At 65.6% G+C, this 21,513-nt stretch carries 16 protein-coding genes; 8 read left to right on the top strand and 8 right to left on the bottom strand.

The genetic code is table 11. The annotated features are described in order from the left end of the window. Positions 1-21: 21 nt before the first annotated feature. From ACDC67_RS04995 to ACDC67_RS04970, 6 genes are all read left to right on the top strand, one after another. Positions 22-774, top strand: a complete 753-nt coding sequence (locus tag ACDC67_RS04995; RefSeq protein ID WP_376691123.1) for a polyphosphate kinase 2 family protein — start codon at positions 22-24, stop codon at positions 772-774. 41 nt (positions 775-815) lie between these two features. Beyond that, the gene (gene deoC, locus ACDC67_RS04990; RefSeq protein WP_376691122.1) at positions 816-1,595 is read left to right on the top strand and encodes a deoxyribose-phosphate aldolase; all 780 of its coding nucleotides are present in this window, start codon (positions 816-818) and stop codon (positions 1,593-1,595) included. Then, positions 1,595-2,923, top strand: a complete 1,329-nt coding sequence (gene deoA, locus ACDC67_RS04985) for a thymidine phosphorylase (RefSeq protein ID WP_376691120.1) — start codon at positions 1,595-1,597, stop codon at positions 2,921-2,923. The genes deoC and deoA overlap by 1 nt, the downstream gene beginning before the upstream one ends. Position 2,924: 1 nt before the next feature. Beyond that, the gene (locus tag ACDC67_RS04980; protein WP_376691119.1) at positions 2,925-4,163 is read left to right on the top strand and encodes a phosphopentomutase; all 1,239 of its coding nucleotides are present in this window, start codon (positions 2,925-2,927) and stop codon (positions 4,161-4,163) included. Then, positions 4,160-4,567: a cytidine deaminase gene (locus ACDC67_RS04975; RefSeq protein WP_376691117.1), complete on the top strand. Its 408-nt coding sequence runs from the start codon at positions 4,160-4,162 to the stop codon at positions 4,565-4,567. The genes ACDC67_RS04980 and ACDC67_RS04975 overlap by 4 nt, the downstream gene beginning before the upstream one ends. 65 nt (positions 4,568-4,632) lie before the next feature. Beyond that, a complete protein-coding gene (locus tag ACDC67_RS04970; RefSeq protein WP_376691115.1) occupies positions 4,633-6,843 on the top strand; it encodes an EAL domain-containing protein in 2,211 nt (736 codons plus the stop codon). Between the two features lie 71 nt (positions 6,844-6,914). Here the strand turns inward: ACDC67_RS04970 and ACDC67_RS04965 are convergent, their stop codons facing one another. The 8 genes from ACDC67_RS04965 to ACDC67_RS04930 form a co-directional block, all read right to left on the bottom strand. Further along, positions 6,915-8,600: a hypothetical protein gene (locus tag ACDC67_RS04965; protein WP_376691113.1), complete on the bottom strand. Its 1,686-nt coding sequence runs from the start codon at positions 8,598-8,600 to the stop codon at positions 6,915-6,917. 119 nt (positions 8,601-8,719) lie between these two features. Next, positions 8,720-11,866: a TonB-dependent receptor gene (locus tag ACDC67_RS04960; protein ID WP_376691111.1), complete on the bottom strand. Its 3,147-nt coding sequence runs from the start codon at positions 11,864-11,866 to the stop codon at positions 8,720-8,722. Positions 11,867-11,891: 25 nt separating this feature from the next. Continuing rightward, complete coding sequence (locus tag ACDC67_RS04955) at positions 11,892-13,076, bottom strand: tetratricopeptide repeat protein (RefSeq protein ID WP_376691110.1); 1,185 nt, start codon at positions 13,074-13,076, stop codon at positions 11,892-11,894. Between the two features lie 25 nt (positions 13,077-13,101). Then, positions 13,102-13,731, bottom strand: coding sequence for an energy transducer TonB (locus tag ACDC67_RS04950; RefSeq protein ID WP_376691108.1), 630 nt, complete (start codon positions 13,729-13,731; stop codon positions 13,102-13,104). A 22-nt stretch (positions 13,732-13,753) separates the two neighbouring features. Further along, positions 13,754-14,164 carry an ExbD/TolR family protein gene (locus ACDC67_RS04945; RefSeq protein ID WP_376691107.1) on the bottom strand — a complete coding sequence of 137 codons (411 nt, stop codon included), beginning with the start codon at positions 14,162-14,164 and terminating at the stop codon, positions 13,754-13,756. Then, positions 14,161-14,769, bottom strand: coding sequence for a MotA/TolQ/ExbB proton channel family protein (locus tag ACDC67_RS04940; protein WP_376691105.1), 609 nt, complete (start codon positions 14,767-14,769; stop codon positions 14,161-14,163). Before ACDC67_RS04940 ends, ACDC67_RS04945 begins: the two co-directional genes overlap by 4 nt. Further along, positions 14,769-16,235: a MotA/TolQ/ExbB proton channel family protein gene (locus tag ACDC67_RS04935; protein WP_376691103.1), complete on the bottom strand. Its 1,467-nt coding sequence runs from the start codon at positions 16,233-16,235 to the stop codon at positions 14,769-14,771. Before ACDC67_RS04935 ends, ACDC67_RS04940 begins: the two co-directional genes overlap by 1 nt. Beyond that, the gene (locus ACDC67_RS04930; protein ID WP_376691101.1) at positions 16,232-17,020 is read right to left on the bottom strand and encodes a DUF3450 family protein; all 789 of its coding nucleotides are present in this window, start codon (positions 17,018-17,020) and stop codon (positions 16,232-16,234) included. The genes ACDC67_RS04935 and ACDC67_RS04930 overlap by 4 nt, the downstream gene beginning before the upstream one ends. Positions 17,021-17,224: 204 nt before the next feature. Here ACDC67_RS04930 and ACDC67_RS04925 point away from each other — a divergent pair, with 204 nt between their 5' ends. Both ACDC67_RS04925 and ACDC67_RS04920 read left to right on the top strand, forming a co-directional pair. Then, positions 17,225-18,298, top strand: coding sequence for an efflux RND transporter periplasmic adaptor subunit (locus ACDC67_RS04925; protein ID WP_376691187.1), 1,074 nt, complete (start codon positions 17,225-17,227; stop codon positions 18,296-18,298). Next, complete coding sequence (locus tag ACDC67_RS04920) at positions 18,295-21,468, top strand: efflux RND transporter permease subunit (protein ID WP_376691099.1); 3,174 nt, start codon at positions 18,295-18,297, stop codon at positions 21,466-21,468. The genes ACDC67_RS04925 and ACDC67_RS04920 overlap by 4 nt, the downstream gene beginning before the upstream one ends. The last annotated feature ends 45 nt before the right edge of the window (positions 21,469-21,513 follow it).

Below are 21,513 nucleotides of genomic sequence, written 5' to 3'. Positions count from 1 at the left end.
TCTCATTGGTTGAAGGCAAGCATGGCGAGACTGGACAAGCTCGACCCCGGCGCTGCGATCGAGCGCGATCAGTACAAGAAGCTGCTCCGGCAGTGGCAGTTCGACCTGCTGACCCTGCAGCAGACCGTGCTGCGCAGCGGCGGGCGCATGATCGTCAACATCGAGGGGATGGACGCCGCCGGAAAAGGGGGTGCCATACGGCGCATGGTGGCGCGGCTCGATCCACGCAGCTACAAGGTCTACCGCATCGGCGCGCCCGAGCCCTGGGAACAGGATCGGCACTATCTCTACCGTTTCTGGACCCGGCTGCCCGCGCCCGGCGAGCTGGTGATCTTCGACCGGTCCTGGTACGGGCGGGTGCTCGTCGAGCGCGTCGAGGGCCTGGCGTCGGAAGCGCAGTGGCGGCGCGCCTACCGGGAGATCAACGAGTTCGAGCGCATGCTGGTCGACGACGGCGTGGTCGTGCGCTCGCTGTGGTTCCAGATCGACGCGGATGAGCAGCTGGCGCGCTTCGAACGGCGGCTGGCCGATCCGTTCAAGGCCTGGAAGATGACCGACGAAGACTGGCGTAACCGGGCGCGCTGGAACGATTACATCGAAGCCGCCGAAGAAATGTTCGACAAGACCGACACTGCGGAATCGCCCTGGACCGTGATCGCGGCCAACGAGAAGCGCCATGCGCGCCTGGCCGCCTTGCGGGCGGTGACCACGGCACTGGCCGAGTCGGTAGCGCCGGCGGATCTGCCCTCGAGGCTGCACATGCCGGCCTTCTGATTGTCCGTCTACCGGAGGCGCCATCCGGTATCCTGTGGCGCATGAGTGAAGCAGCAGTATCGGCCGCCCGACTGGCCCTGCGACTGATGGACCTGACACGCCTGGAAGCCGACGAGAACGACTCGGCGGTCCGGGCCCTGTGCCGTCGTGCCCGAACACCGTTCGGGTCGGTGGCGGCGGTCTGCGTCTACCCTCGCTTTGTCCGCGCCGCTCGAGAGGCGTTGGAAGCGGCGACCCCGGCCGCCCCCGTGCGGGTTGCCACCGTCGTCAATTTTCCGCAAGGCCAGAGCTCGCCCGACCAGGTGGTTTCGGAGATTCGGGACGCCCGCCAGGCGGGGGCCGACGAGATCGATCTGGTCTTTCCCTGGCAGTCGCTGCGCCAAGGCGACGCAAAGGCCGGGCGCAGCCTGGTAACCGCTGCCCGGGACGCTTGCGGTGATCACCTTCTCAAGGTAATCCTGGAAACCGGTGAACTGGCCGATCCCCCGCTGATCCGGGAGGCCGCTGAAATCGCCATCGACGCCGGGGGCGATTTCCTCAAGACCTCCACCGGCAAGGTGCCGGTCAACGCCACGCCCGAAGCCGCGCGCATCCTGCTCGAGTCCATCCGCGACAGCGAGAAAGTCGTCGGCTGCAAGGTCTCCGGTGGCATACGGACCACGGCGCAGGCGCGCGAGTATCTCGACCTGGCCGCGGAGCTCATGGGCGAGGACTGGATCACGCCGAGTCACTTCCGCTTCGGCGCATCGGGCCTGCTCGACGATCTCCTGGTCACGCTCGGCGGTAGCGAGCGAAACGATCCCGAGGCGGATTTCTACTGATGACCATTAGCGAGATCCTGCGGCGCAAGCGCGACGGCGAAGAACTCGATCGGGCGGCCATCGAAGAGCTCATTACCGGAATTGCCGACGGGACGGTCGGCGACGAGCAGCTCGGGGCCTTTGCCATGGCCGTTTTCCTCAACGGCATGGCGGACGACGAGTGCGCGGCGCTGACCGAAGCCATGCGCGATTCGGGTACGGTCATGCGCTGGCACGATCCCGCCCTGCCCGGCCCGGTGCTCGACAAGCATTCCACTGGCGGCCTCGGCGATGTCACCTCGCTGCTGGTCGCTCCCATCGTGGCGGCATGCGGCGGCTACGTGCCGATGATCGCCGGGCGCGGCCTGGGACACACCGGCGGCACGGTCGACAAGCTGGCCGCCATACCCGGCTATGACGTATCCCCCGCGCCGGCGGAATTTCGCCGCATCGTGCGCGAAACCGGCTGCGCCATCATCGGCCAGACGGCCGAACTGGCGCCGGCCGACCGGCGGCTGTATGCGGTGCGCGACGTCACCGCGACGGTCGAGTCGATACCGCTGATCGTCGCCTCGATCCTGTCGAAGAAGCTGGCCGAAGGCCTCGACGCGCTCGTGCTCGACGTCAAGATCGGCAACGGCGCGGTCATGACCGACTACGAGCAGGCTCGTCACCTGGCGCGCCGGTTGAGCGAAGTCGGCACGCGCGCCGGCGTTGCCACCCACGTGTTGCTCAGCGACATGAGCCAGCCGCTGGCCGACAGCGCCGGCAATGCCCTGGAGATCGCCGAAGTCCTGGACTGCCTTCGGGGTCGTCCGCGCCGCGATAGCCTGACGGCGCTCAGCTGCGAGCTGGCGGCCGAGATGCTCCTGGCCGGCGGACTGGCCGAAGGCCGTGATGCGGCGCGGCAACAGGTGGGCAAAGCGCTCGACAGTGGCCGCGCCGCCGAGAAGTTCGCCGCCATGGTGCGCGCGCTCGGCGGCCCGGCCGATCTCGTCGAGCACTCCGAAAATCATCTGCCGACGGCCCCGGTTGTCGAAGATGTGTTCGCCGATGGCGACGGTTACGTGGAATCGATCGACGTTCGCGCGATCGGCATGGCGGTCGTCGATCTCGGTGGCGGGCGCCGCCGCGCCGACGACCGCATCGACCCGGCCGTGGGGCTGACCGGCCTGGTCCAGATCGGCGACAGGATCGGCCCGAGTCGTCCCCTCGCAAGAATCCACGCGCGCAGCGATGACGAGGCCGCTCGCGCCGCCGAGGCCCTGCGACGCGCCTGCCGCGTCGGTGAACTACCGCCCGAAAGGCCGGAACTGATCACGCAACGACTGACGCCCGGAGTTCAATGACATGCCGCGCGCTGTTGTCATCGTGCTCGACTCCTTCGGCATCGGCGCGGCCGCCGACGCGGACCGTTTCGGCGATGCCGGTGCCGACACCCTGGGCCATATCGCCGAGTACCGGCAGCAGGCGGGCCGACCGCTGGCGCTGCCCAATATGGCGCGCCTGGGCCTGTTCCACGCCCACCAGTCCAGCACGGGACGGCTGGCCGCCGGCGTTGCCCTGCCCGATCGGGTCGACGGCGCCTGGGGCTATGCGAAGGAAGTCTCAAGCGGCAAGGACACGCCCTCGGGTCACTGGGAGATCGCCGGCGTGCCGGTGCGGTTCGAGTGGGGTTATTTTCGTGAAAAAGAGAACAGCTTCCCGCCGGAACTGCTTGCCGCCCTGATCGAGCGCGCCGACCTGCCGGGCGTGCTCGGCAACTGCCAGGCTTCGGGCACCGAGATCATCGGCCGCCTGGGCGTCGAGCATATCGAGACGGGCAAGCCGATCGTCTACACCTCGGCCGACTCAGTTTTCCAGATCGCCGTCCACGAGCAGTTCTTCGGGCGCAAGCGCTTGTATCGGCTGTGCGAGATCGCGCGCGAGCTGCTCGACGACCATTGCGGCGACCATCCGATCGGCCGGGTCATCGCCCGGCCCTTCGTCGGCAATCACGCCGGCGACTTCAAGCGCACGGGCAACCGCCGCGACTACAGCGTGCCGCCGCCGGAACCGACGCTGCTCGAGCGCCTGGTCGACGACGGCGGCGAGGTCGTCGCGATCGGCAAGATCGCCGATATCTATGCTCATCGCGGCATCAGCCAGTCGATCAAGGCCGACGGCAACGACGCGCTCGTCAATGCCACCCTGGTCGCCATGGACACGGCGAGCGAACGCAGCCTGGTCATGACCAACCTGGTCGATTTCGACATGGTTCACGGCCACCGGCGCGACCCGGAGGGCTATGCCCAGGCCCTCGAGCAGTTTGACAAGAAACTTCCTTGTCTCATTGAAAAGCTTGCGGATAATGATCTGATTATCCTGACGGCCGACCACGGCTGTGATCCCACCTTCCGGGGCAGCGACCATACGCGCGAGCACGTGCCGATCCTGGTGCTCGGCGGCGGACTCGCGGCCGGCGAGCTGGGAGCGCGCGAGAGCTTTGCCGATATCGGCCAGAGCCTGGCGGCGTTCTTCGGTCTGCCGGCCTTCGAAGACGGCCTGAGCTTCCTTCCCCCCAAACACGCCAGCGGAGAATCCGCATGACCGACAGCATCGGCCCTGAGCTGCTCACCGAACTTCGCCGATTGCGCGACTGCGCCTACGCCCCCTACTCCCGCCACCCGGTGGCCGTCGTGCTGGAGACGACGTCCGGGCGGCAATTTGGCGGCAGCAATGTCGAAGTCGCGCATTTCAAGAGCATCTGCGCCGAGGCCTCGGCGATTTCGGCCATGATCGCCGCCGGCGAGACGACGATCGCACGCCTGTGGGTGCTCGGACCGAGCGACCGACCCTGTCCGCCCTGCGGCGATTGCCGGCAGCGCATCCGCGAGTTCGGCCGCGGCAGTACGCAGTGCCTGGCCGTCGGCGATGGCGGTCGCGTCCTGCTGGTCCGAAGCCTCGATCAGTTGCTTCCCGATTCCTTCGGGCCGGATCACGTCGCGAGCTGAAGCCCGCTGCTGGCGGTCGCCCGCGATCCGGGTTAGTCTGACGGCAGGCGACCCAGGGAGGGTTGGTGTTGCTGCCAGCATTCACCCGCATGGCGCGGGCTTCAATCATTGCGATCTGGCTCGGCGCAGCGGGATACGCGCCGGCGGCCGACACCATCGTCGTGGGGGGCGAGGATGGCTATGAGCCCTACGAGACACTGAACGCCGACGGCGAACCGGTCGGCTTCAACATCGACTTGATGCGCGCCATCGGCAAGGCGACCGACAGCGAGGTCGAATTCCGGCTGGGCTCCTGGGAAACGATGCGCCAGGCGCTGCAATCCGGCGAGATCGACGTGCTGGGTATGTTCGTCTCCGATCGGCGCGAAGCGAGCGTCGACTTCGCCCGCCCGCACGTCATCGTGCATCACCGCATCTTCATCCCGGCCGGCGCGGAACCCATCAACCGAATCGAAGACCTGGCCGGCCGTTCGGTGATCGTCCAGCGCGAAGCCTGGAGCCACGAATTCCTGCGCCAGTCCGACCAGGAGATGGCTCTGACGCTGGTCGACTCCGATAGCGAGGGCCTGGCGCTCCTGTCCCGCGGCGGGCACGACGCTGCCCTGCTGACCGAGCATCGCAGTCGCCACACGATGCGTGAGAACCGACTCGACAACCTGACCGTTTCCGGCCCGCCCGTCCTGCCGGTGGAGTACGCGCTGGCGGTCCGGGAGGGTAACCAGGCCCTCCTGGCGCAGATCAACGTCGGTCTCGAGCGCGTGATGGCCAGCGGCGCGTTCGACCGAATCTATGCACGCTGGCTCCAGCCGCTCGACGGCAACGAAAGAGAACCCGGCGGCTACGGCGTGGCGATCTCAGCCATCATCGCGGTGGTCGTGCTCGCCGTTTTCGCCTGGTTGCTGTGGAAGTTGCTGGCGTACCGGCGTGACATGCGCCAGGCCCAACAGCAGATCGCCTATCTACGCGAGCACGACGCGCTGACCGGATTGCTGTCGCGGCACGCCCTCGAACAGCGCCTGGACAAGTTGTGCGAAGTCGACAGCGACAAGCGTCACAGCCTGCTCGAGATCAATGTCGATCAGTTCCGCGTCATCAACGAGACGGTCGGCCATGCCGCGGCCGATCGCCTGCTGCGCTCGCTGGGTACCAGGCTGCAGGAGCTGTTTCCGGCCGATGCCCTGATCGCCCGTCAGGGCGCCGACGAGTACGCCGTCTTGATGCCTGAAACGGATGAAGCAAGGGCCGCGGAACTCGGTCGTGAACTGCTCGACAGCCTCGACGAGAATCCGCTGGCGCCGCAGCGCGGCGCGGGCTCGCTGACGCTCAGCGTGGGCGTGGTCAGCTTCGATCATCGTGACGGCGGCATCGCGCGCATCCTGCGACGCGCCGACTGTGCCTGCCTGGCCGCCAAGGACGATGGTGGCAACCGGGTGCATGTCTGGCAACCGGACGACGCGCGCCTGGCCGAGAAGTTCGGCGAGCTGGGTTGGGTCGCCCGCATCCAGCAGGCGCTTGCCGAGGATCGCATGACGCTCTACTGGCAGCCCATTTCACCGACTTCCGGACCGCCCTTTCGAACCGTGGCGGTCGAAATTCTCGTGCGGATGCTGCCCGAGGTGGACGGTGAAGCGCCGATCACGGCCGCCGAGTTCATGCCGGCGGCCGAGCGTTATTTCATGACGACACAGATCGATCGCTGGGTTGTCTCGACGACACTGGAGTGGATGACGGCTCACCGCGACAGCATCGATCGACTCGATCGCGTCAATATCAACCTGTCGGGCCGCAGCCTGGGCGATCAGCGCTTCCTGGACTTTCTCGATCGGATCTTGAGGCGCCACGTCGGACTGCTGCCGCGACTGTGCCTGGAAGTAACGGAAACCGCCCTGATCAGCAACCTCGAGCAGGTCAGCCGGCTATTCCAGCGCCTCAACCGGGGCGGCTGCCGCATCGCGCTCGATGACTTCGGTACCGGCGTGTCCTCGATGAACTACCTGCGCCAGTTGCCGGTGGACTATCTCAAGGTCGACGGCAGCTTCGTCCGGGATATCGACCGGGATCCGTCGGCGTTGGAGTTCATCGCCGAGATCAATCGACTCGGTCAGTCGATGGGCAAGATCACGGTGGCCGAGTGCGTGGAGACCGAGTCGGTACAAGGCTGCCTGAAGTCGGTCGGTTTCGATCTCATGCAGGGCTACCTGGTCGGTCATCCTGCCCCGCTGGATGAGCTGATAGTCCACCTCACCCGCCCGCTACGAGTTGCCAATATCCCCTAAAAAGAAGGCCCCGCCGAAGCGGGGCCGAAAGGTGCTGCAATGGGTCTGTCTGTGAAGCTTGAAGCTTTTTCTTACTGGCCCAGCGGAGCGTTGCGGTCGAGACCGACCGTCCAGCCCTTGGTCCAGTCAGCGTCGGCACTGCGAATCGCGCCGGCGTAGTCGACGTTGTCGAAGAAGTCGTCTTCGAACGGAACCGCGCCGATGCCGATCGCCGGCGAGCTGGCGTTCGGGACGTAGTTGTTCAGGTTCGGGTCGGCTTCGACGTTGCCCGGGAAGCTGAAGAACCAGTCTGCGACGCTGAACAGGTCTTCGCCATCTTCGCTGAAGGTGGCACCGCAGCCGCCGACAACGCTGTTTTCGATGGTCAGGTTCTCTTCGTTCTGGAAGGTCGACTCGTTGTCGATGTCGAGGCAGAACTCGCCGAAGCCGGTCACGACGGTGTTGGCGATGTTGGCGCCGGTGCCTTCACGCAGCAGGATGCCGATATCGGTGTTGGACTGCCCGATGTAGGTCATGTTGGCCAGCATCGGCTTGGCGCGCGGCTCGGAGTCGTTGGCGTCGCCGTTGTTGTCGGCTTCGATGCCCTGGTCGCCGTTGTCGATGTAGTCCTTGGCCAGGACGTACTGGGCCTTGCCCTGCCAGCCCTGCGTCCAGTCGAGGCTGTCGTCGCCGATGCCGGTCAGGACCAGGTACCTGGCGTTGACCGTGCCGCCGAAGAACTCGACGCCGTCATCTTCGTTCAGGTGAACCTGGATGTACTCGACCGTGGTGCCGTCACCGACGCCCTGGAAAGCGATACCGTTGAGCTCGTTCTCTTCGCTGAACTGACGGCCGGCGTTCGAAACCACGACGTAGCGCATCACGCCACTGTTGTCGTGCGGGTCGTTGCCGCCGTAGGTGCCGGAGTTGCCTTCGCCCTGCGCGGTGCAGGGATCGGTGCCTTCCGAGCAACCGTTGATCGGGGCGAAGCCGTTGATGACCACACCGCCCCATTCGGCGCGCGTGGCGGCATCCGGGCCGCGCATGATGATCGGGTTGTTGGCCGTGCCTTCGGCGAAGACCTGACCGCCCTGCTTGACGATCAGGGTGTCGGTGTCGCCGAGCGTGCCCCCGATGAGTTCGGCGTTGGGCTGGATGGTGAGCGAAGCACCGTCGTTGATGACCAGCTGGCCCTGGATCAGCCAGGTGATCTCGTTGCTCAGCATGATGTCGTTGTTGACTTCACCGCCGACGATGCAGCTGCCTTCCAGCGGACCGGCCGAAGCAAAGCTCGGGCAGCTCGAGAATTCCTGCTCAACGACACAGTCGCCGCCCTGAATGACCGGCTGAAGGTCGAGCGAACCCGTGCCGTCGTTGCCGTTGTAGTCCAGGGAAACGGAATTGCAGCTGTTGAAGGTGAGCGTGCCCGTGCCCCAGGAAATGTTCGAGGCGTCGTCACTGACGAAGTCGGGACCGAAGGTTCCGCCTTCGACTTCCAGGAATTGCAGTTCGGCCGTGTTGGTGTTCTGGTCGATCGAGCCGGAGGCAACCAGCCACAGCGGTGCGCCGTCGCGGAAGGTGAACCACTGGGCAACGACGCCGTTGCCGAATTCCTGCTCACCGCCGTCGATGATGTCCAGGATCAGGCCGCGACCGTCTTTGCCCGCTTCGTTGTAGTTACCGGTGAACTGTTCGTTGACAACAAAGGCGTTGGCCGAGCCGATCACCATGGATCCGGCCGCCAGCGCCAGCAAGTTGCGCTTCATATTCTTGAGCATGCTTGTTTCCTCTGCTTTCGTTTAGCGAGTGAAGGACGATGAACTACCGTCATCGTGCTCATCGTATTGATCGTCGGTGTCAGTCCCATGACTCGAACATGACCGATTCTTGACAGGGATCAGAACTCCCAGCTCGCTCCCAGGCTGAACTCCCGGCCGCGCTTGTAGCGTTGCGTGATTTCTTCGCCCTGTCGCACTTCGAACTCGGAATCGAGCAGGTTGCCGAACTCCGCCTTGAAGTCGAACAGGTCGAGCCAGCGCCATCGAAGCACCAGGTCGAGTTCGGGCGCCGGCTGCTCGTACTTGTCCGGGGCACCGAGCACGCCGACTTCGACAATGCGCTCGCCCACGGTGTTGAACAGTAGGGTGGCGGACAAGTCCCGTTCCTCGTCGTCATAGCCGATCTGGAAGTTGGCCACATAGGGCGACTGGCCCTGCAAGGGGCGGGTTGCGTTGGTCAGGATGCCGAGATCCTCGATGAATATCTCGGACTCGATCCAGGAGTAGTTCCCCGCAACGTAGAGCCTGTCCCAGACCGCTTCCTTGCCGAGAAAGTCGCCAAAAAAGCCGAGACTCTTTCGCCACTCCAGTTCCGCGCCGAAGTTATCGGCCTCGTCGGCATTGGCAAAGGTCAGGCGTTGTTCGACCCCGGCTTCGACGGTCACTTCGATCGGGTCGAGGATGGACTTGTAGAAGAACCCGAGCGAAATCAACTCTGAAGGCTCGGGATAGTATTCCCAGCGCACATCCATGTGTTCGACTTGCGACGGCACCAGATTCGCGTTGCCGACCACCTCGCGGTTGAGTACCGGGTCGGTGAACGGGGCCGGCGAGAGCTCCTTGAAGTCCGGACGCACGATCGTTTCGGCATAGCTGGCACGAATCTGCTGGTTCTCGGTCATGTACCAGGTCGCCGAAAATGCCGGAAGCCGGTCTTCATCGGAAAGCTCGGCAACAACCGGGGTCGCATTCGGATTGAGTAACTCGAACGTCGTCGCGCTCTGCTCCCAGTCCTCGACGCGAACGCCGCCGGTCAGGCGCAGGCGTTCGAAGAAGGTCATGTCGAGATTGGCGTAACGGGCATCGACTTCGAGCAATGCCGTGTAGTTGTCCGTCTCGCGCGTGGCGTCCTTGATCACCAGGCCGTTCGGACCGATGAACTCCGGGTTCAGGAACGCTTCGGGGTTCTCGTCTCGGCGTATATCGAAAGGCAGACGGCTCGTGCCATCGAACTGGAAGCGTCGGATGCTGGAGTCGCGCGACTTGTCCAGGCGCCGAGCGCCGAAACTGACGTTGCCCGTCAGCCAGTCGAAGCCGAACGGCACGTTCAGGTCGATACCGTAATCGGTCGCCTCGTCCTTTAGCTTGGAGAAGCGCCGAACGAGATTGTCGGAACGACGCGAAAAGATGAAATCGGATTCGTTGTCCGGATCGTATCGATAGCGGCGCTGATCGGGCACGTCACGGCGTGCGCGCGAATCGGCGTAATCCCACTCCAGCAGGGTGTCGCCAAGAAACCCGAACGTGTGTTCCCCGCGCAGCTGGTGGGAAAGCAGATCACGCTCTTCCCACTCCAGTTCGGTAAACCGAACGATTCCGTCCTCGTCAAGGTTGAAGCCTTCCTGGATGGAGGTTTCGTCCTGGGTCTGCCTGAGGAGCATGGAGGTCAGGTCGATGCGGTGGTTATCGGCGTATTCGAGGCCGGCGGTGAGGAAACCGCTGAGTTCGATGTCCCGGGTGGAACGCTCGATCTCGTAGTCGTCATTGGATCGCAGGCTGCCGTCACCCAGAGGAATGAAGCTACGACGTTCTTCGGTGCGCGACTGGTAGGAATCCGACCACATCACCGCGGTGGTGATGCCCGCCGTCCAGTCGTCGTTGAACTCGAACAACTTGCCGCCTTCGACCGACACCCCCAGGTCCGGCCGGACCTCCTCGCGGTCCGCTTCGTAGATGACCGGGAAGGACTCGCCGAGCCTTTCGAGCTCTTCAGGCGGCAGTCCGTCAGGATTGAATGGCCCTGCAGCAGCCAGCGACCCCCCGTCGTCCAGGGCCTCGGCGAGCACCGACGGTAGCTCACGTGTTCCGTCGTCCATGCCCAGGAAGTCGCGGCCGCCGCCTTCGTAGGTCAAGCCGTCCTCGAAGGTCGTGCCGTCCCGACCGCCGAGCGACAGGCTCATCTTCAGGAAATCCTCTTCGGGGATGCCGCGGGTGCGAATCTCGACAACACCCCCGCCGAAATCCCCGGGCAGATCCGGCGAATAACTCTTCTGGACGCGGATCGATTCGATCACGCCGGTCGGAAACAGGTCGAGCGGAACGACCTTGCGCGTGGGGTCGGGGCTGGGCACGTTGGCGCCGTTGAGCAGGGTGCTCGAGTAGCGCTCGCCGAGACCGCGAATGAAGATGAACTCCCCGCCGACCAGGGTCAGGCCCGTCACGCGGGCCAACGCGCTGCCTGCATCACCGTCACCGGCGCGCGAGAACTGCTCGGTGCCGATGATATTGGAAACCCCCGAGGTTTCGCGCTGTTCCGCAATTACCGAGGTTACGCTGCCCTCGATGTAGGGCTCGACCACCACGTACTCGGCCAGTTCAAGACCGGACGGCGGCAATTCGAAGTCGCGCCGGGTCTCGTCGTCATCGCGTATGGCAACGCCGTCGACCGTGCGCGTGGCGAACTCGCTGTGCAGAACGGACACGGCGTATTCGCCGGTGGGCACTTCAACGCTGAACTGACCGTCCTCGTCGGTGCGGGCCTCGACCGGGGTTCCGCTGACGAACACCCGTGCGCCGGTCACCGGCGAGCCGTCTTCGGTCGAGACGACGCGACCGACGAGCAGACCGCTGCCCTGCTCGCCCGACGGCGCTTCCGGCGTTCCGCGCCGCGGCGCCTGCTGTCCTTCCTCGTGGGAACTCTCGATGCTGACCTGGGCCCGGCGATCGGGGCCGGTCAGGGTGATGATGTACCGGGCGACTTCGCCCTCGTGCACTTCCAGCGGCAGGGCAGCCAGGGCCAGGGCGTATTCGTAAACGGCCAGGCGTGTGCGGCCGGGTTCGACCTGGCCGCGCCAGGCACCGTCACTGTCAGTCAGGCCAAACTGCTCGCCGATTTCGATGCGAAGCCCGGGCACCGGCCGGCCGTCGGCGAACACGAGCACACTGATATCGGCCGCCGTATCGTCCTGGGCCACGGCGGATGTCGCGACGAACAGGATCAGCAGCACCGCAAGACGGGCAGCCTTGAATCGCCCAGGCGTCATCATCAATAACCTCGAAATCATTTGCGTATCAGCCGCACAGCCACGGCTCGTCGCGGCACTGTTCCATGGCTCGCCGTAGCTCGTTGGCCTTGCGGAAAAGCTCGTTCTGCGTCAGCAGGCTCAGGTGGGTCTCGGCCTGCTCGTAGCGGCCGGTCTTGAACAGCGCATAGGCCAGCGCATAGCGAATGTTTTCATCATTGAGCAACCCGGTTCGGACCAGGTCCGACTCCATGCCGGCGGCCTGGTCGAAGCGCCCCAGCTCGATGAAGATGGCCAGGCGCTGCTTGAGTTTTTTCGCCTGATCGATGACCCGGGCGTTGAGCGTGAGCGCCTGCATCAGCCAGCCGGCGCGGCGATAGAGCTCGGCTGCCTCGGACATCAGCGCCGGATCCAGGCGCGCGGCATCGTGAAGGATGTTGGCCGCCGGCAGGACGTGATCCCGATCCAGCCAGGTCTGCGCCAGTACGCGAGCCAGTCGGATGTTGTCGCCGTCTTCCAGGCGGGCAGCCTCGAGAATCCGAAGCGCCTTGTCTGTCTGCCCGGCCTCGCGCAGCGCATTGCCGATGGTCACAGCGTCGTCGACCGTCGCCTCCCCCTCGGCCAGGAAGCGCTGCCCGAGGGCGGCCGCTTCCTGATAGAGCCCTCGCTCCACCAGCAAAAAGACCTGCTGGCGCGTGAAGTCTCCGGCCCGGTCCGGGAAGCGCGCCGCGCCCTTCGAAAATACTTGCCAGGCCGACTCGAGATCACCCATCTGCCAGTGCGAGCGTGCGCGCATCTGGTAGACCGAGGCCAGCTCGGTCGTCTCGGTGCTGGCACCATCGAGTGCCTCGAGGGTGCCCGGGTAGTCCTCCTGGCCGAAGCGGGCCTGGGCCAGGTATAGCCAGATCACGTCCGGCGGCGGCTCCTCGCGTTCCTTGCCGGCCTCCAGCGCACGCTCGAAGGCGGCCTCCGCCCGGGCGAGTTCGTCCAGATTGAGGGCGACCAGGCCGTCGAGGCTGTGATACCGGACCTTGTCGAGCTCGGGGTTCTCGCGCTCGTCGACACCGGCCAATACGACGCGCGCACGCTCGTAGTTGCCGTCGCCGATCAACATGGCAGCGAGTGACAGACGATCCACCTCGTCTTCAGGCGCCGAAGCGGTCTCCTCCTGCGCCAGGGCCGTCGCCGACAGAGACAGGATCAGCAGTAGCCACAATGTGCGAAGCCCCTTCATGGATTCGGGTATCTCCTGCGAGTGCTCAGCTCAGATCGAATCGGATGCGCTGCTTGGCCCAGACCCGAACGTTGCGCCCCTGGTACTGGGCTGGATCGAAACGCCAGTTGCGCACGCCCTGAACGGCCGCTTCCTCGAACAATCCTTCGTGACTGGATTCGAGCACCTGGACCTTCTCGATCTCGCCGGCGGCGCTGATCAGCAGCGAGAGGACGACGTAGCCCTCCACGCCCTGCTTGCGCGCAGACGATGGATACGGCAGCGGCGTCTGGCGCGTCGGTCGCGGCGGCTGGTCGACCGAATCGTCGGTCATGACCACGTCCTGGGTGTCGCCGAGCAGATCGTCGCGCAGGCTGCCAAGGTCGTCGGCCGTCACACCCGGGATGCCCATGTCGATACCCGACAGCGAGGTGTCGAGGTCGACCATCGGCGGATTGACGTCGCGCGAGCGTCGCGGCTCGGGCTGTTCGCGCTTGACCACTTTCTTCGGCGGTTCGGGCTTGCGCTCGACACTGAAGCTGGTCTGCTTGGTCAGTTCCTGGGCTTCCGGTCCCTTGGCCAGGCGGTTGATCATCAGCAAGGTGCCGATGATCAGCACCGAGCCGATCACCATGAAGGCCAGGCCGTAGGTCCATTTCCTGATTTCTGAAGTCATGCGTCGTACTCCTGTGTTTAGGTCAGCCCCGGCCGGCTTCCTCGACCGTGGCCACGCCGACGTCGGCGGCGCCGGAGCGGCGCGCCTGGTCGACCACTTCGATGAGCTTCTGGGCGGGCACGTTGCTGTCGGTCACCACCAGGACCGACTGGGAAGTCGCACCCTGCAGCATGTCGCGCAGCTTGCTCTGGATTACCCAGGTGCGGATCGGCTGACCGTCGAGCCAGGTCTCGCCGCTGTTGTCGATGTAGAGGCGGATGGCCTTGGTCGATGCCTGCTCCGAACTGGTGGCGCTGGGGCGCTCGAGATCGAGCTTCATGTCCTTGACGAAGGTCGTCGAGACCATGAAAAAGATCAGCAGGATGAACACCATGTCGATCAGGGGCGAAATATCGACGGCCTGCTCGGTATTGGCGCGTTCGCGAAATCTCATGCCGGTCTACCTTTCTGCACGCTTGCGCAAAGAATGTCCTTGACCTGGGCCAGCTCGATCCGGATCACCGCGGCCCGCTTTTCGAGCAGGCCGCCGACGATCAGGCCGGGAATGGCCACGGCCAGGCCCATCTGGGTCGTGAACAGCGCCTGGGAAATGCCACCGGCGATACCGCCGGACTGGGCGAACAGCGACATGTCGCCAAGCGAATCGAAGGTTTCGATCATGCCCACGACGGTGCCGAGCAGGCCCATCAGGGGGGCGACGGCGACAATGGTCATGATCAGCTTGTGGAAACGCTTGACGTCGCGCTCGATCGGCCAGAAGGCGTCATCGAGAAGACGGCGCAGATCACCGTGATGCGAGCGCGCGATCTGCAGGCCCTGTTCGATGGCTTTCTCGATCACGCCGCGGGGCGGGTGATCGAGACCTTCGGGGTGCTTCTGGATGATTCGCCGCACCGATCGAAGGTTTCCCCGCTTGAGCGCGGCAATCCGGTAGCCGATGGCAAACCACAGCACCACCGTGGCCAGCACGAGCGGCGGCATGACGTAGCCGCCCACCTCGAAGTAGAACCGGAAGTCATTGACCAGTTCGTCGAACATCAGCCGCTGACCTGCTCGCTTTCACTTCGGGCTTCGAGATACTGGTTGGTCACGCGCAGCGTGGCCTTTTCCATGTCGTCCTTGATGCGCTCGGCCCAGCTCGAGAGCAGGTTGCCGAACAGCAGCGTGGGGATGGCCACGATCAGACCCAGTTCAGTGGTCACCAGGGCGATCGAGATGCCGCCGGAGAGCAGCTTGGGATCGCCGGTACCGAACTCGGTAATGACATCGAAGGTCGAGATCATGCCGGTGACCGTGCCGAGCAGCCCGAGCAGCGGAGAGACGGCGGCGATCACCATGATGAAGGAGCCGAAGCGATTCAGGTGGCCGCTCTCGTGCAGGATCGACTCGGACACGATGTCTTCGAGATGTTCGCGATCGCGATCGAGGTTGCGGATGGCCGAAGCCACCACCCGGGCGGTGGCACCCTGGCGCTTCTTGAGCATCGACAGCGCCGCTTCGCGGTCACCGCGACGAACCGGTGCCGAAACGTCATCGAGAATGCGGCCGGTCGAGGCGCCGGCACGCCACAGGAACACGGCCCGCAAGGCGACCAGCACGGCGGCCAGCAGGCCCAGGAAGAAGATGATCCAGCCGATCACCCCGCCGCTGGAGATGGTCTCGAATACGCCCTTGGCGCCCTTTTCTTCAACTTCCGAGCTGAGCGTTTCGTACACGAAGATCGGCAGGGGCGAGACCACCGTCCCGGCCGCCAGCGCGCGCGCGGCGTCCGCCGATTCCTCGTTCCAGAGCTTGAGTTCGCCCTCGCCGGCCGGTGCCAGTGCGCCGGCGCCGCGCTCGCTGATTCCGTAGCTGGCGATACGGCCCACGTGGATGATTTCTCCATCGACGCGCGTGCCGTCGGCCAGGAAGAACTCGCCGCTGTCGCGACGAACTTCGCCGCGGCGGGCCAGTTCTTCCCGGACGGTTTCGAACATCGCCGCCACGTCATCGGTCTGCGGCACCTCGTCGCCCTCCAGCTGCGGGGCTTCCCAGTCCTCGATGGTCGCTTCGGCCTGGAGGAACGTGTTGGCGAGCAGGTTGACGTTGTCGCGTGCCGACTCGACCGAGCGCTCGGACTCGATCACCTGTTCGTCGAGACGATCGCCGCGGCTGGTCAACTCGACCACCCGACGCTCGAGCGAGCGGATATCCGATTGAAGCTGCTGCAGGTCTTCTTCGCTGGTTGCCTCGAATTCGGCGATGCGCCGCTCGAGGTCACGCTTTTGGCCCTGCAGGAAGGCGAACTCGCGCTGGTAGGCCTGCTCAAGCGAAGGGGCCTGGGCTGCCACGGGCGGTGATTCGGGTTCGGCCTGCTCAGCCTCGGTGTCCGGCTCGTTCTGAGCGGCCGTTTCCGCAGCCTGTTCGGCCTCGGCCTGCGCCGCCTCGGACTCCTGCGCAATCGCCGGCGATGCCAGCCAGGCGGCGGCGAGCAGGATCAGGATGTAAGGAATGCGAATGCTCATTGTTCGGACTCCAGCCGGATGGCGCCGTTGGGCAGTTCGAAGTAGCCGGTGCGGATCTGCTTCTTGAGCGACTCGAACAGCTTGTCGATGCGCTGGACGGCCGCGCGGTCGTCCAGGCGAACGAAGCGCCAGTCGTCACCACTGCGTTCGGCCTGGCCGTACTCGCCATCCCGGGTCTGGAAGTACATTGCGACTGTCCCGAGCCGCGCTACGTCGGCCAGAACCTGTTCACCCTCGAGCCGGATGACCTGGCTGTAGAGCCCGTTCTCCCGCGTGAGCCGTAGCTCGTCCTCGTAGAAGCCCCAGAGACGATTGACGGCCCGTGGCGGCGCCAGTGCACCGGTTTCGAGCTGTGTCTGAATTTCGTCCAGCGCATCCATACGCTCCTGCGGCTTGAACGGCAGGGAGGTTTCGATGTGTCGCCGCAGGGAGGCGATCGCTTCTTCGGCAACGGGCACCAGCGATTCGCCGGCGATGCCCGCTTGCTCGGCGCGCTCGCGGTTGGTCTCGAGATCTTCTTCGAGCTGGTCCACGCGCAATTGCTCGCGCCGCAACGTGGCTTCCAGCTCACCCTTCTGGGCGGCCAGCGAGCTCATCTCGTTGCGGTGCCGGTCCTGCTTGCGGTTGAGCTCGGCATTCAGCGATTCAACCTCGCCGCGAATGCGCACCAGCTCTTCAGCCAGTGCTTCGAGAGAGTCGTTGTCGGTCTCGGGCTGGCCGACGGCCAGAATCGGCAACAGAAGCAAACCGGCCACCAGGCCGGCCGGGTAGAATCGCCTTTGCATGAACGCTCCAGTCGGGTGGTTGTCCACTCTTTGGTTGACGCCGCCAAAGATAACGAGCGTTCATGTCAGGTCGGTGACGCGAATGTGACGGCAAGATTTCGCCTGCATTGCGGGCCGTCATTTCGTTATCGTCCCGACATCCCGCTGCCACGGAACGGACATATGCCCTGCTACAGTCAAGCCACGTCAGCGCCCGCAAGCCACATACCTCGACCGTTCAATCTTCGGTTCGTCGTAGTCCTTCTAATACCGGCCCTGATTTTCGGCTGCGGCGGGCGGGATGATCAGGCCCAGGGCCAGGACGAATCCGAGAACAGCACGCCGGTTGCCGCCATGACCCTGACCAAACGCGATCTCTCGCGCCGCGTTCGCGTCGGTGCCCCGGTCGAGGCCCGGCAGACCATTCGCCTGGCCAGCCGAAGCGAAGGCACCCTGCTGGCCGTTCACGTCGAGGAAGGCGATGCCGTCGAGGCCGGCGAGGTTCTGGCCGAACTCGACATGTCCGAGCAGCGCGCCGAGCTGCGTCGCGCCGAGGCCCAGGCCGAGCGCGCCCGTCTGGATTACGAGCGCTTGCGCGAGCTGCTCGACCGCGACAGCATCAGCCAGGCCGACTACCAGCGAGCCCGCGCCGAACTGCGTATCGCCGAGAGCGAGCGCGACCTGTGGCAGACCCGCGTCGACTTCGGACGCGTCACCGCGCCGGTCGATACCGTCGTCACGCAGCGTCTGGTCGAACCCGGCGAAGCCGTGGATGCCCGCGACACGCTGTTTGAGCTGGCCGTACTCGAACAACTGGTCATCGAGCCGGGCCTGTCGGAGCTCGACGTGGCCCGGCTCGAGCCCGGCCGGACCCTGCCCGTGCGGCTCGACGCCCTGCCCGGCGAGACCTTCGAGGGCCGTCTGCAGCGCATCTTTCCGGCCGCCGATCCGCAGAGTCGCCTGGTGACCGTGGAGGTCGCCCTGCCCGGCGATGCCGCCGAGCGAGGCGTTCGGCCCGGCTACCTGGCTCGGCTCGAGTTCGAGGTCAACCGCCAACGCGACGTGCTGGCCCTGCCCGCCTCGATCGTCGGCAGCGACGACGAACGCGGCGGACGCTATGTTTACGTCATCGAGGACGGCCGACTGGTCCACCGGGAAGTCGCTACCGGCCTGAGCCAGGACGGCTGGATCGAAATCGCCGGCGGAATCGAACCGGGCGAGACGGTGCTGGCGAGCAATCCCATCGACATGCGCGACGGCCAGCGCGTGCGGATCGTGCAGCGCCGGGACGAACCATGAAACAAAGCGCCGAGGCGCCGGGCGGCATCACCAGTGCAGCCATCCGCCGTCCCGTCGGGACGCTGGCGATGGCATCGGTGGTGTTCGTGCTCGGCCTGTTCTTCGTCGAGCGCCTGCCCATCGATCTGCTGCCCAACGTGGTGCCGCCGCAGATCCGGGTGACCGTCAACTACCCGGGCACGGCGCCGGAGGTGATGGAAGAACAGATCACGCGGGTGCTCGAGCGCAACCTGGCCGCCACCGAGAACCTGGTCAAGATCGACAGCCGGGCCTCGGAAGGCCGCACCAACGTCAACCTGCACTTCGAGTACGGCACCAACCTCGACCTGGCCCTGCAGGATGCCTCGCGCTACCTGGAGCTGGCCAGGACGCAAATGCCCGAGGACATCGAGCCGCCGCGCCTGTACAAGTTCGACCCCGCGCAGGATCCGGTCTGGCAGGCGGGTTTCAGCTCGACCATCCGCTCGGAGGTCGAAGTGGCCGACTGGGTCGAGCATCAGCTCGCCCCGCAGCTGGTCGCCATAGCCGGGGTCTCGGGCGTGGAAACCGCCGGCGGCCTGGTGCGAGAGATGCAGGTCATCGTCGACCAGCAGCGGCTGCGATCCTACAGGCTGACCATGCAGGACCTGATCGAGGTGATCGGTTCGGAGAACGTCGACATCGCTTCGGGCTGGCTGACGTCGGAGTCTTTCGACGTGATGGCCAAGACCGACGGCCGCTTCACTTCGGCCGAGGACATCGCCAACGTACTCATCCCCCTGCCCGGACGGGCCGACCGGCGAATTCGGCTCGAGGAAGTCGCCGAGGTGCGCGACGGCCACGCCGAGCAGCGCCTGTTCGTGCGTCTCGACGGCGTGCCCGCCTCGCAGGTGTCGGTGTTCAAGCTGCCGGAAGCCAACACTGTCGAGGTGGTCGAGGCGGTGCAGGACGCCATGGCCCGGCTCGAGCGAAGCGGCTTCCTGCCCGAGGACATCCGCTACCAGGCGATCGGCGATACCGCCTACTTCATCCGCGGCGCGATCGCCAGCGTGGCCGGTGCGGCCCTGCTCGGCGGCCTGCTGGCCATGCTGCTGGTGCTCCTGTTCCTGGGCAGCCTGCGAAAGGCCCTGGTCGTCGGGGTGTCGATTCCCATTGCCATCATGGCCACCTTCGCGCTGATGGGCATCGGCGAGCTCACGCTCAATATCATCAGCCTGGGCGGCCTGGCACTGGGCGTGGGGCTGTTGCTCGACAACGGCATCGTGATGCTCGAAAACATCTACCGCCATCGCGAGGAACTCGGTCGCCCCCCCGACGAGGCTGCCATGGCCGGCGCGGCCGAGGTGCGCAGCGCCATTACCGCCGGCACGCTGACCAACCTGGCCGCGGTCCTGCCCTTCCTGCTGGTCTCGGGCATGGCGTCGCTGATCTTCACCGACCTGATCCTGACCATTTCCTTCGCCATACTGGCCACCCTGGCGGCAGCGCTGACCCTGATTCCGATGCTCGCCGCCCTGCTGTCAAAGGTGCGCTATCGCAGCGGCTTCGATCGCAGCCGCCTGCAGCGCGGATTCAATCACCTGGTCGAGCGCCTGCGCGGCGGCTACCGGAGCCTGCTCGCGCACATCCTTCGCTGGCGCTGGCTCGTGCTGGCCGCCACGGCCGCCGCCGTCGCCGGCGCGCTGCACATCGCCAGCGGCCTGGGAAACGAATTCCTGCCCCAGGTCGACGACGGCGGCACCTCGGTCTATATCCGCCTGCCCGCCGGCACGCCGCCGGCCGAGGTCGACCGCGTCACCCGCGAGGTCGAGGCGGTGATCGAGCGGATGCCGCACGTCGAGACCCGCTTCAACCTGGTCGGGGGGCACCTCGGCGGCGGCAGCATCAACGAGCGCCCCGGCACCTCGCGCATGCGCGTGCAGCTCGTCCCGGCCGGCGAACGGCCCGACATGAGCGCCGGGCGGTGGGTCGCCGAGGCCCAGGAACGTCTCGACGCGCTCGAGATCCCCGGCGCTTTCATCAGCGCATCGCCGCCGTCGATCCGCGGGCTACAGTTTTCCACCTCCGGCGATGACCTGGCCATCACCGTGGTCGGCCCGGAACTCGAGGAACTTCGGACCCTTGCGCGCGATATCGCCAATCAACTCGAGGGCATTCCCGGCCTCGAGGGCGTGGAGGTCGGGCGCGAATCGCGCAGCCCGCTGCTGCGCATCCGCGTGGATCGCGAACGGGCCGCCGACCTGGGCCTGAACGTCTCGGAAGTCGGTCAGGCCGTGCGCGATGCCGTCAACGGCGCGGTGCCGACGGAGTACATCGACGGCAGCGTTCAGTACGACCTGCGGGTCAAGCTGCCGCGCGAGGTGACCGCCTCGGCGGACACGCTGGGCAACATGCTGCTGTTTCGCGACGACGAGGGCGAACCGATCCTGCTGCGCGACGTCGCCCGCTTCGACCTGGGTACCGGGCCCTCGCATATCGTGCGCGAGAACCAGGGCCGGGTTCAGCGCGTGGTCGGCGACATCAACACCGAGGTTTCCGACGTCGGCACGATCATGCGCGAGGTCGAGGATAGGCTGCGTGGTTTCGAGCTGCCCGAGCGCTACAGCTTGATCTACGGCGGGCAGTGGGAAACCATCCAGGAAACCAACCGCGAGCTGACCAGCGTCATCGCCCTGGCGCTGTTCCTGGTCTTCGTGGTGCTGGCCGTGCAGTACGAGCGTCTGACCAATCCCCTGGTCATCCTGGCCGCCGCACCGCTGTCGCTGATCGGCGTGGTCGCCATGCTGTGGCTGACGTCAACGCCCATCTCGGCCCCGGTAATGATCGGCGTGGTGCTGCTCATCGGCATTGTGGTCAACAATGCCATCCTGCTGGTCGAGTACATCGAGCGCGAACGCGAACGGGGCGCCGAAAGCATCGAAGCGGCGATCATTAGCGCCGGCGGCATTCGCCTGCGCCCCATCCTGATGACCACCTTGACCACCGTGGTCGGCATGGTGCCGCTGGCCGCCGGGCTGGGCGAAGGCGCCGAGATCATGCAGCCGCTGGCCCTGACCGTCATCGGCGGTCTGCTCGGCGCCATGCTGCTCACGCTGGCGGTCATTCCCTGCCTGTACCTGGTCGGCAGCCGCGGCGCGCGCTGGCTCAAGCAGCGCCTGGTCGGCAGCCCGGAAGCGCCAACCAACCAGTAGTTCAGCCCGGACCGCGATCATCTCGGCTATCTTTTGCGAGGAGAC

Origin of the sequence: Wenzhouxiangella indolica, assembly GCF_042310355.1 — a bacterium.
GTDB lineage: Bacteria > Pseudomonadota > Gammaproteobacteria > Xanthomonadales > Wenzhouxiangellaceae > Wenzhouxiangella.
This window is presented reverse-complemented; position numbering and strand designations above follow the sequence as displayed.

Bases quoted from the DNA above. Each gene is read 5' to 3' on its own strand.
- ACDC67_RS04930 (WP_376691101.1), bottom strand. From the start codon at position 17,020: ATGCAAAGGCGATTCTACCCGGCCGGCCTGGTGGCCGGTTTGCTTCTG.
- ACDC67_RS04935 (WP_376691103.1), bottom strand. From the start codon at position 16,235: ATGAGCATTCGCATTCCTTACATCCTGATCCTGCTCGCCGCCGCCTGG.
- ACDC67_RS04965 (WP_376691113.1), bottom strand. From the start codon at position 8,600: ATGCTCAAGAATATGAAGCGCAACTTGCTGGCGCTGGCGGCCGGATCC.
- ACDC67_RS04950 (WP_376691108.1), bottom strand. From the start codon at position 13,731: ATGACTTCAGAAATCAGGAAATGGACCTACGGCCTGGCCTTCATGGTG.
- ACDC67_RS04960 (WP_376691111.1), bottom strand. From the start codon at position 11,866: ATGATGACGCCTGGGCGATTCAAGGCTGCCCGTCTTGCGGTGCTGCTG.
- ACDC67_RS04995 (WP_376691123.1), top strand. From the start codon at position 22: ATGGCGAGACTGGACAAGCTCGACCCCGGCGCTGCGATCGAGCGCGAT.
- ACDC67_RS04980 (WP_376691119.1), top strand. From the start codon at position 2,925: ATGCCGCGCGCTGTTGTCATCGTGCTCGACTCCTTCGGCATCGGCGCG.
- ACDC67_RS04940 (WP_376691105.1), bottom strand. From the start codon at position 14,769: ATGTTCGACGAACTGGTCAATGACTTCCGGTTCTACTTCGAGGTGGGC.
- ACDC67_RS04920 (WP_376691099.1), top strand. From the start codon at position 18,295: ATGAAACAAAGCGCCGAGGCGCCGGGCGGCATCACCAGTGCAGCCATC.
- deoA (WP_376691120.1), top strand. From the start codon at position 1,595: ATGACCATTAGCGAGATCCTGCGGCGCAAGCGCGACGGCGAAGAACTC.
- deoC (WP_376691122.1), top strand. From the start codon at position 816: ATGAGTGAAGCAGCAGTATCGGCCGCCCGACTGGCCCTGCGACTGATG.
- ACDC67_RS04975 (WP_376691117.1), top strand. From the start codon at position 4,160: ATGACCGACAGCATCGGCCCTGAGCTGCTCACCGAACTTCGCCGATTG.
- ACDC67_RS04945 (WP_376691107.1), bottom strand. From the start codon at position 14,164: ATGAGATTTCGCGAACGCGCCAATACCGAGCAGGCCGTCGATATTTCG.
- ACDC67_RS04955 (WP_376691110.1), bottom strand. From the start codon at position 13,076: ATGAAGGGGCTTCGCACATTGTGGCTACTGCTGATCCTGTCTCTGTCG.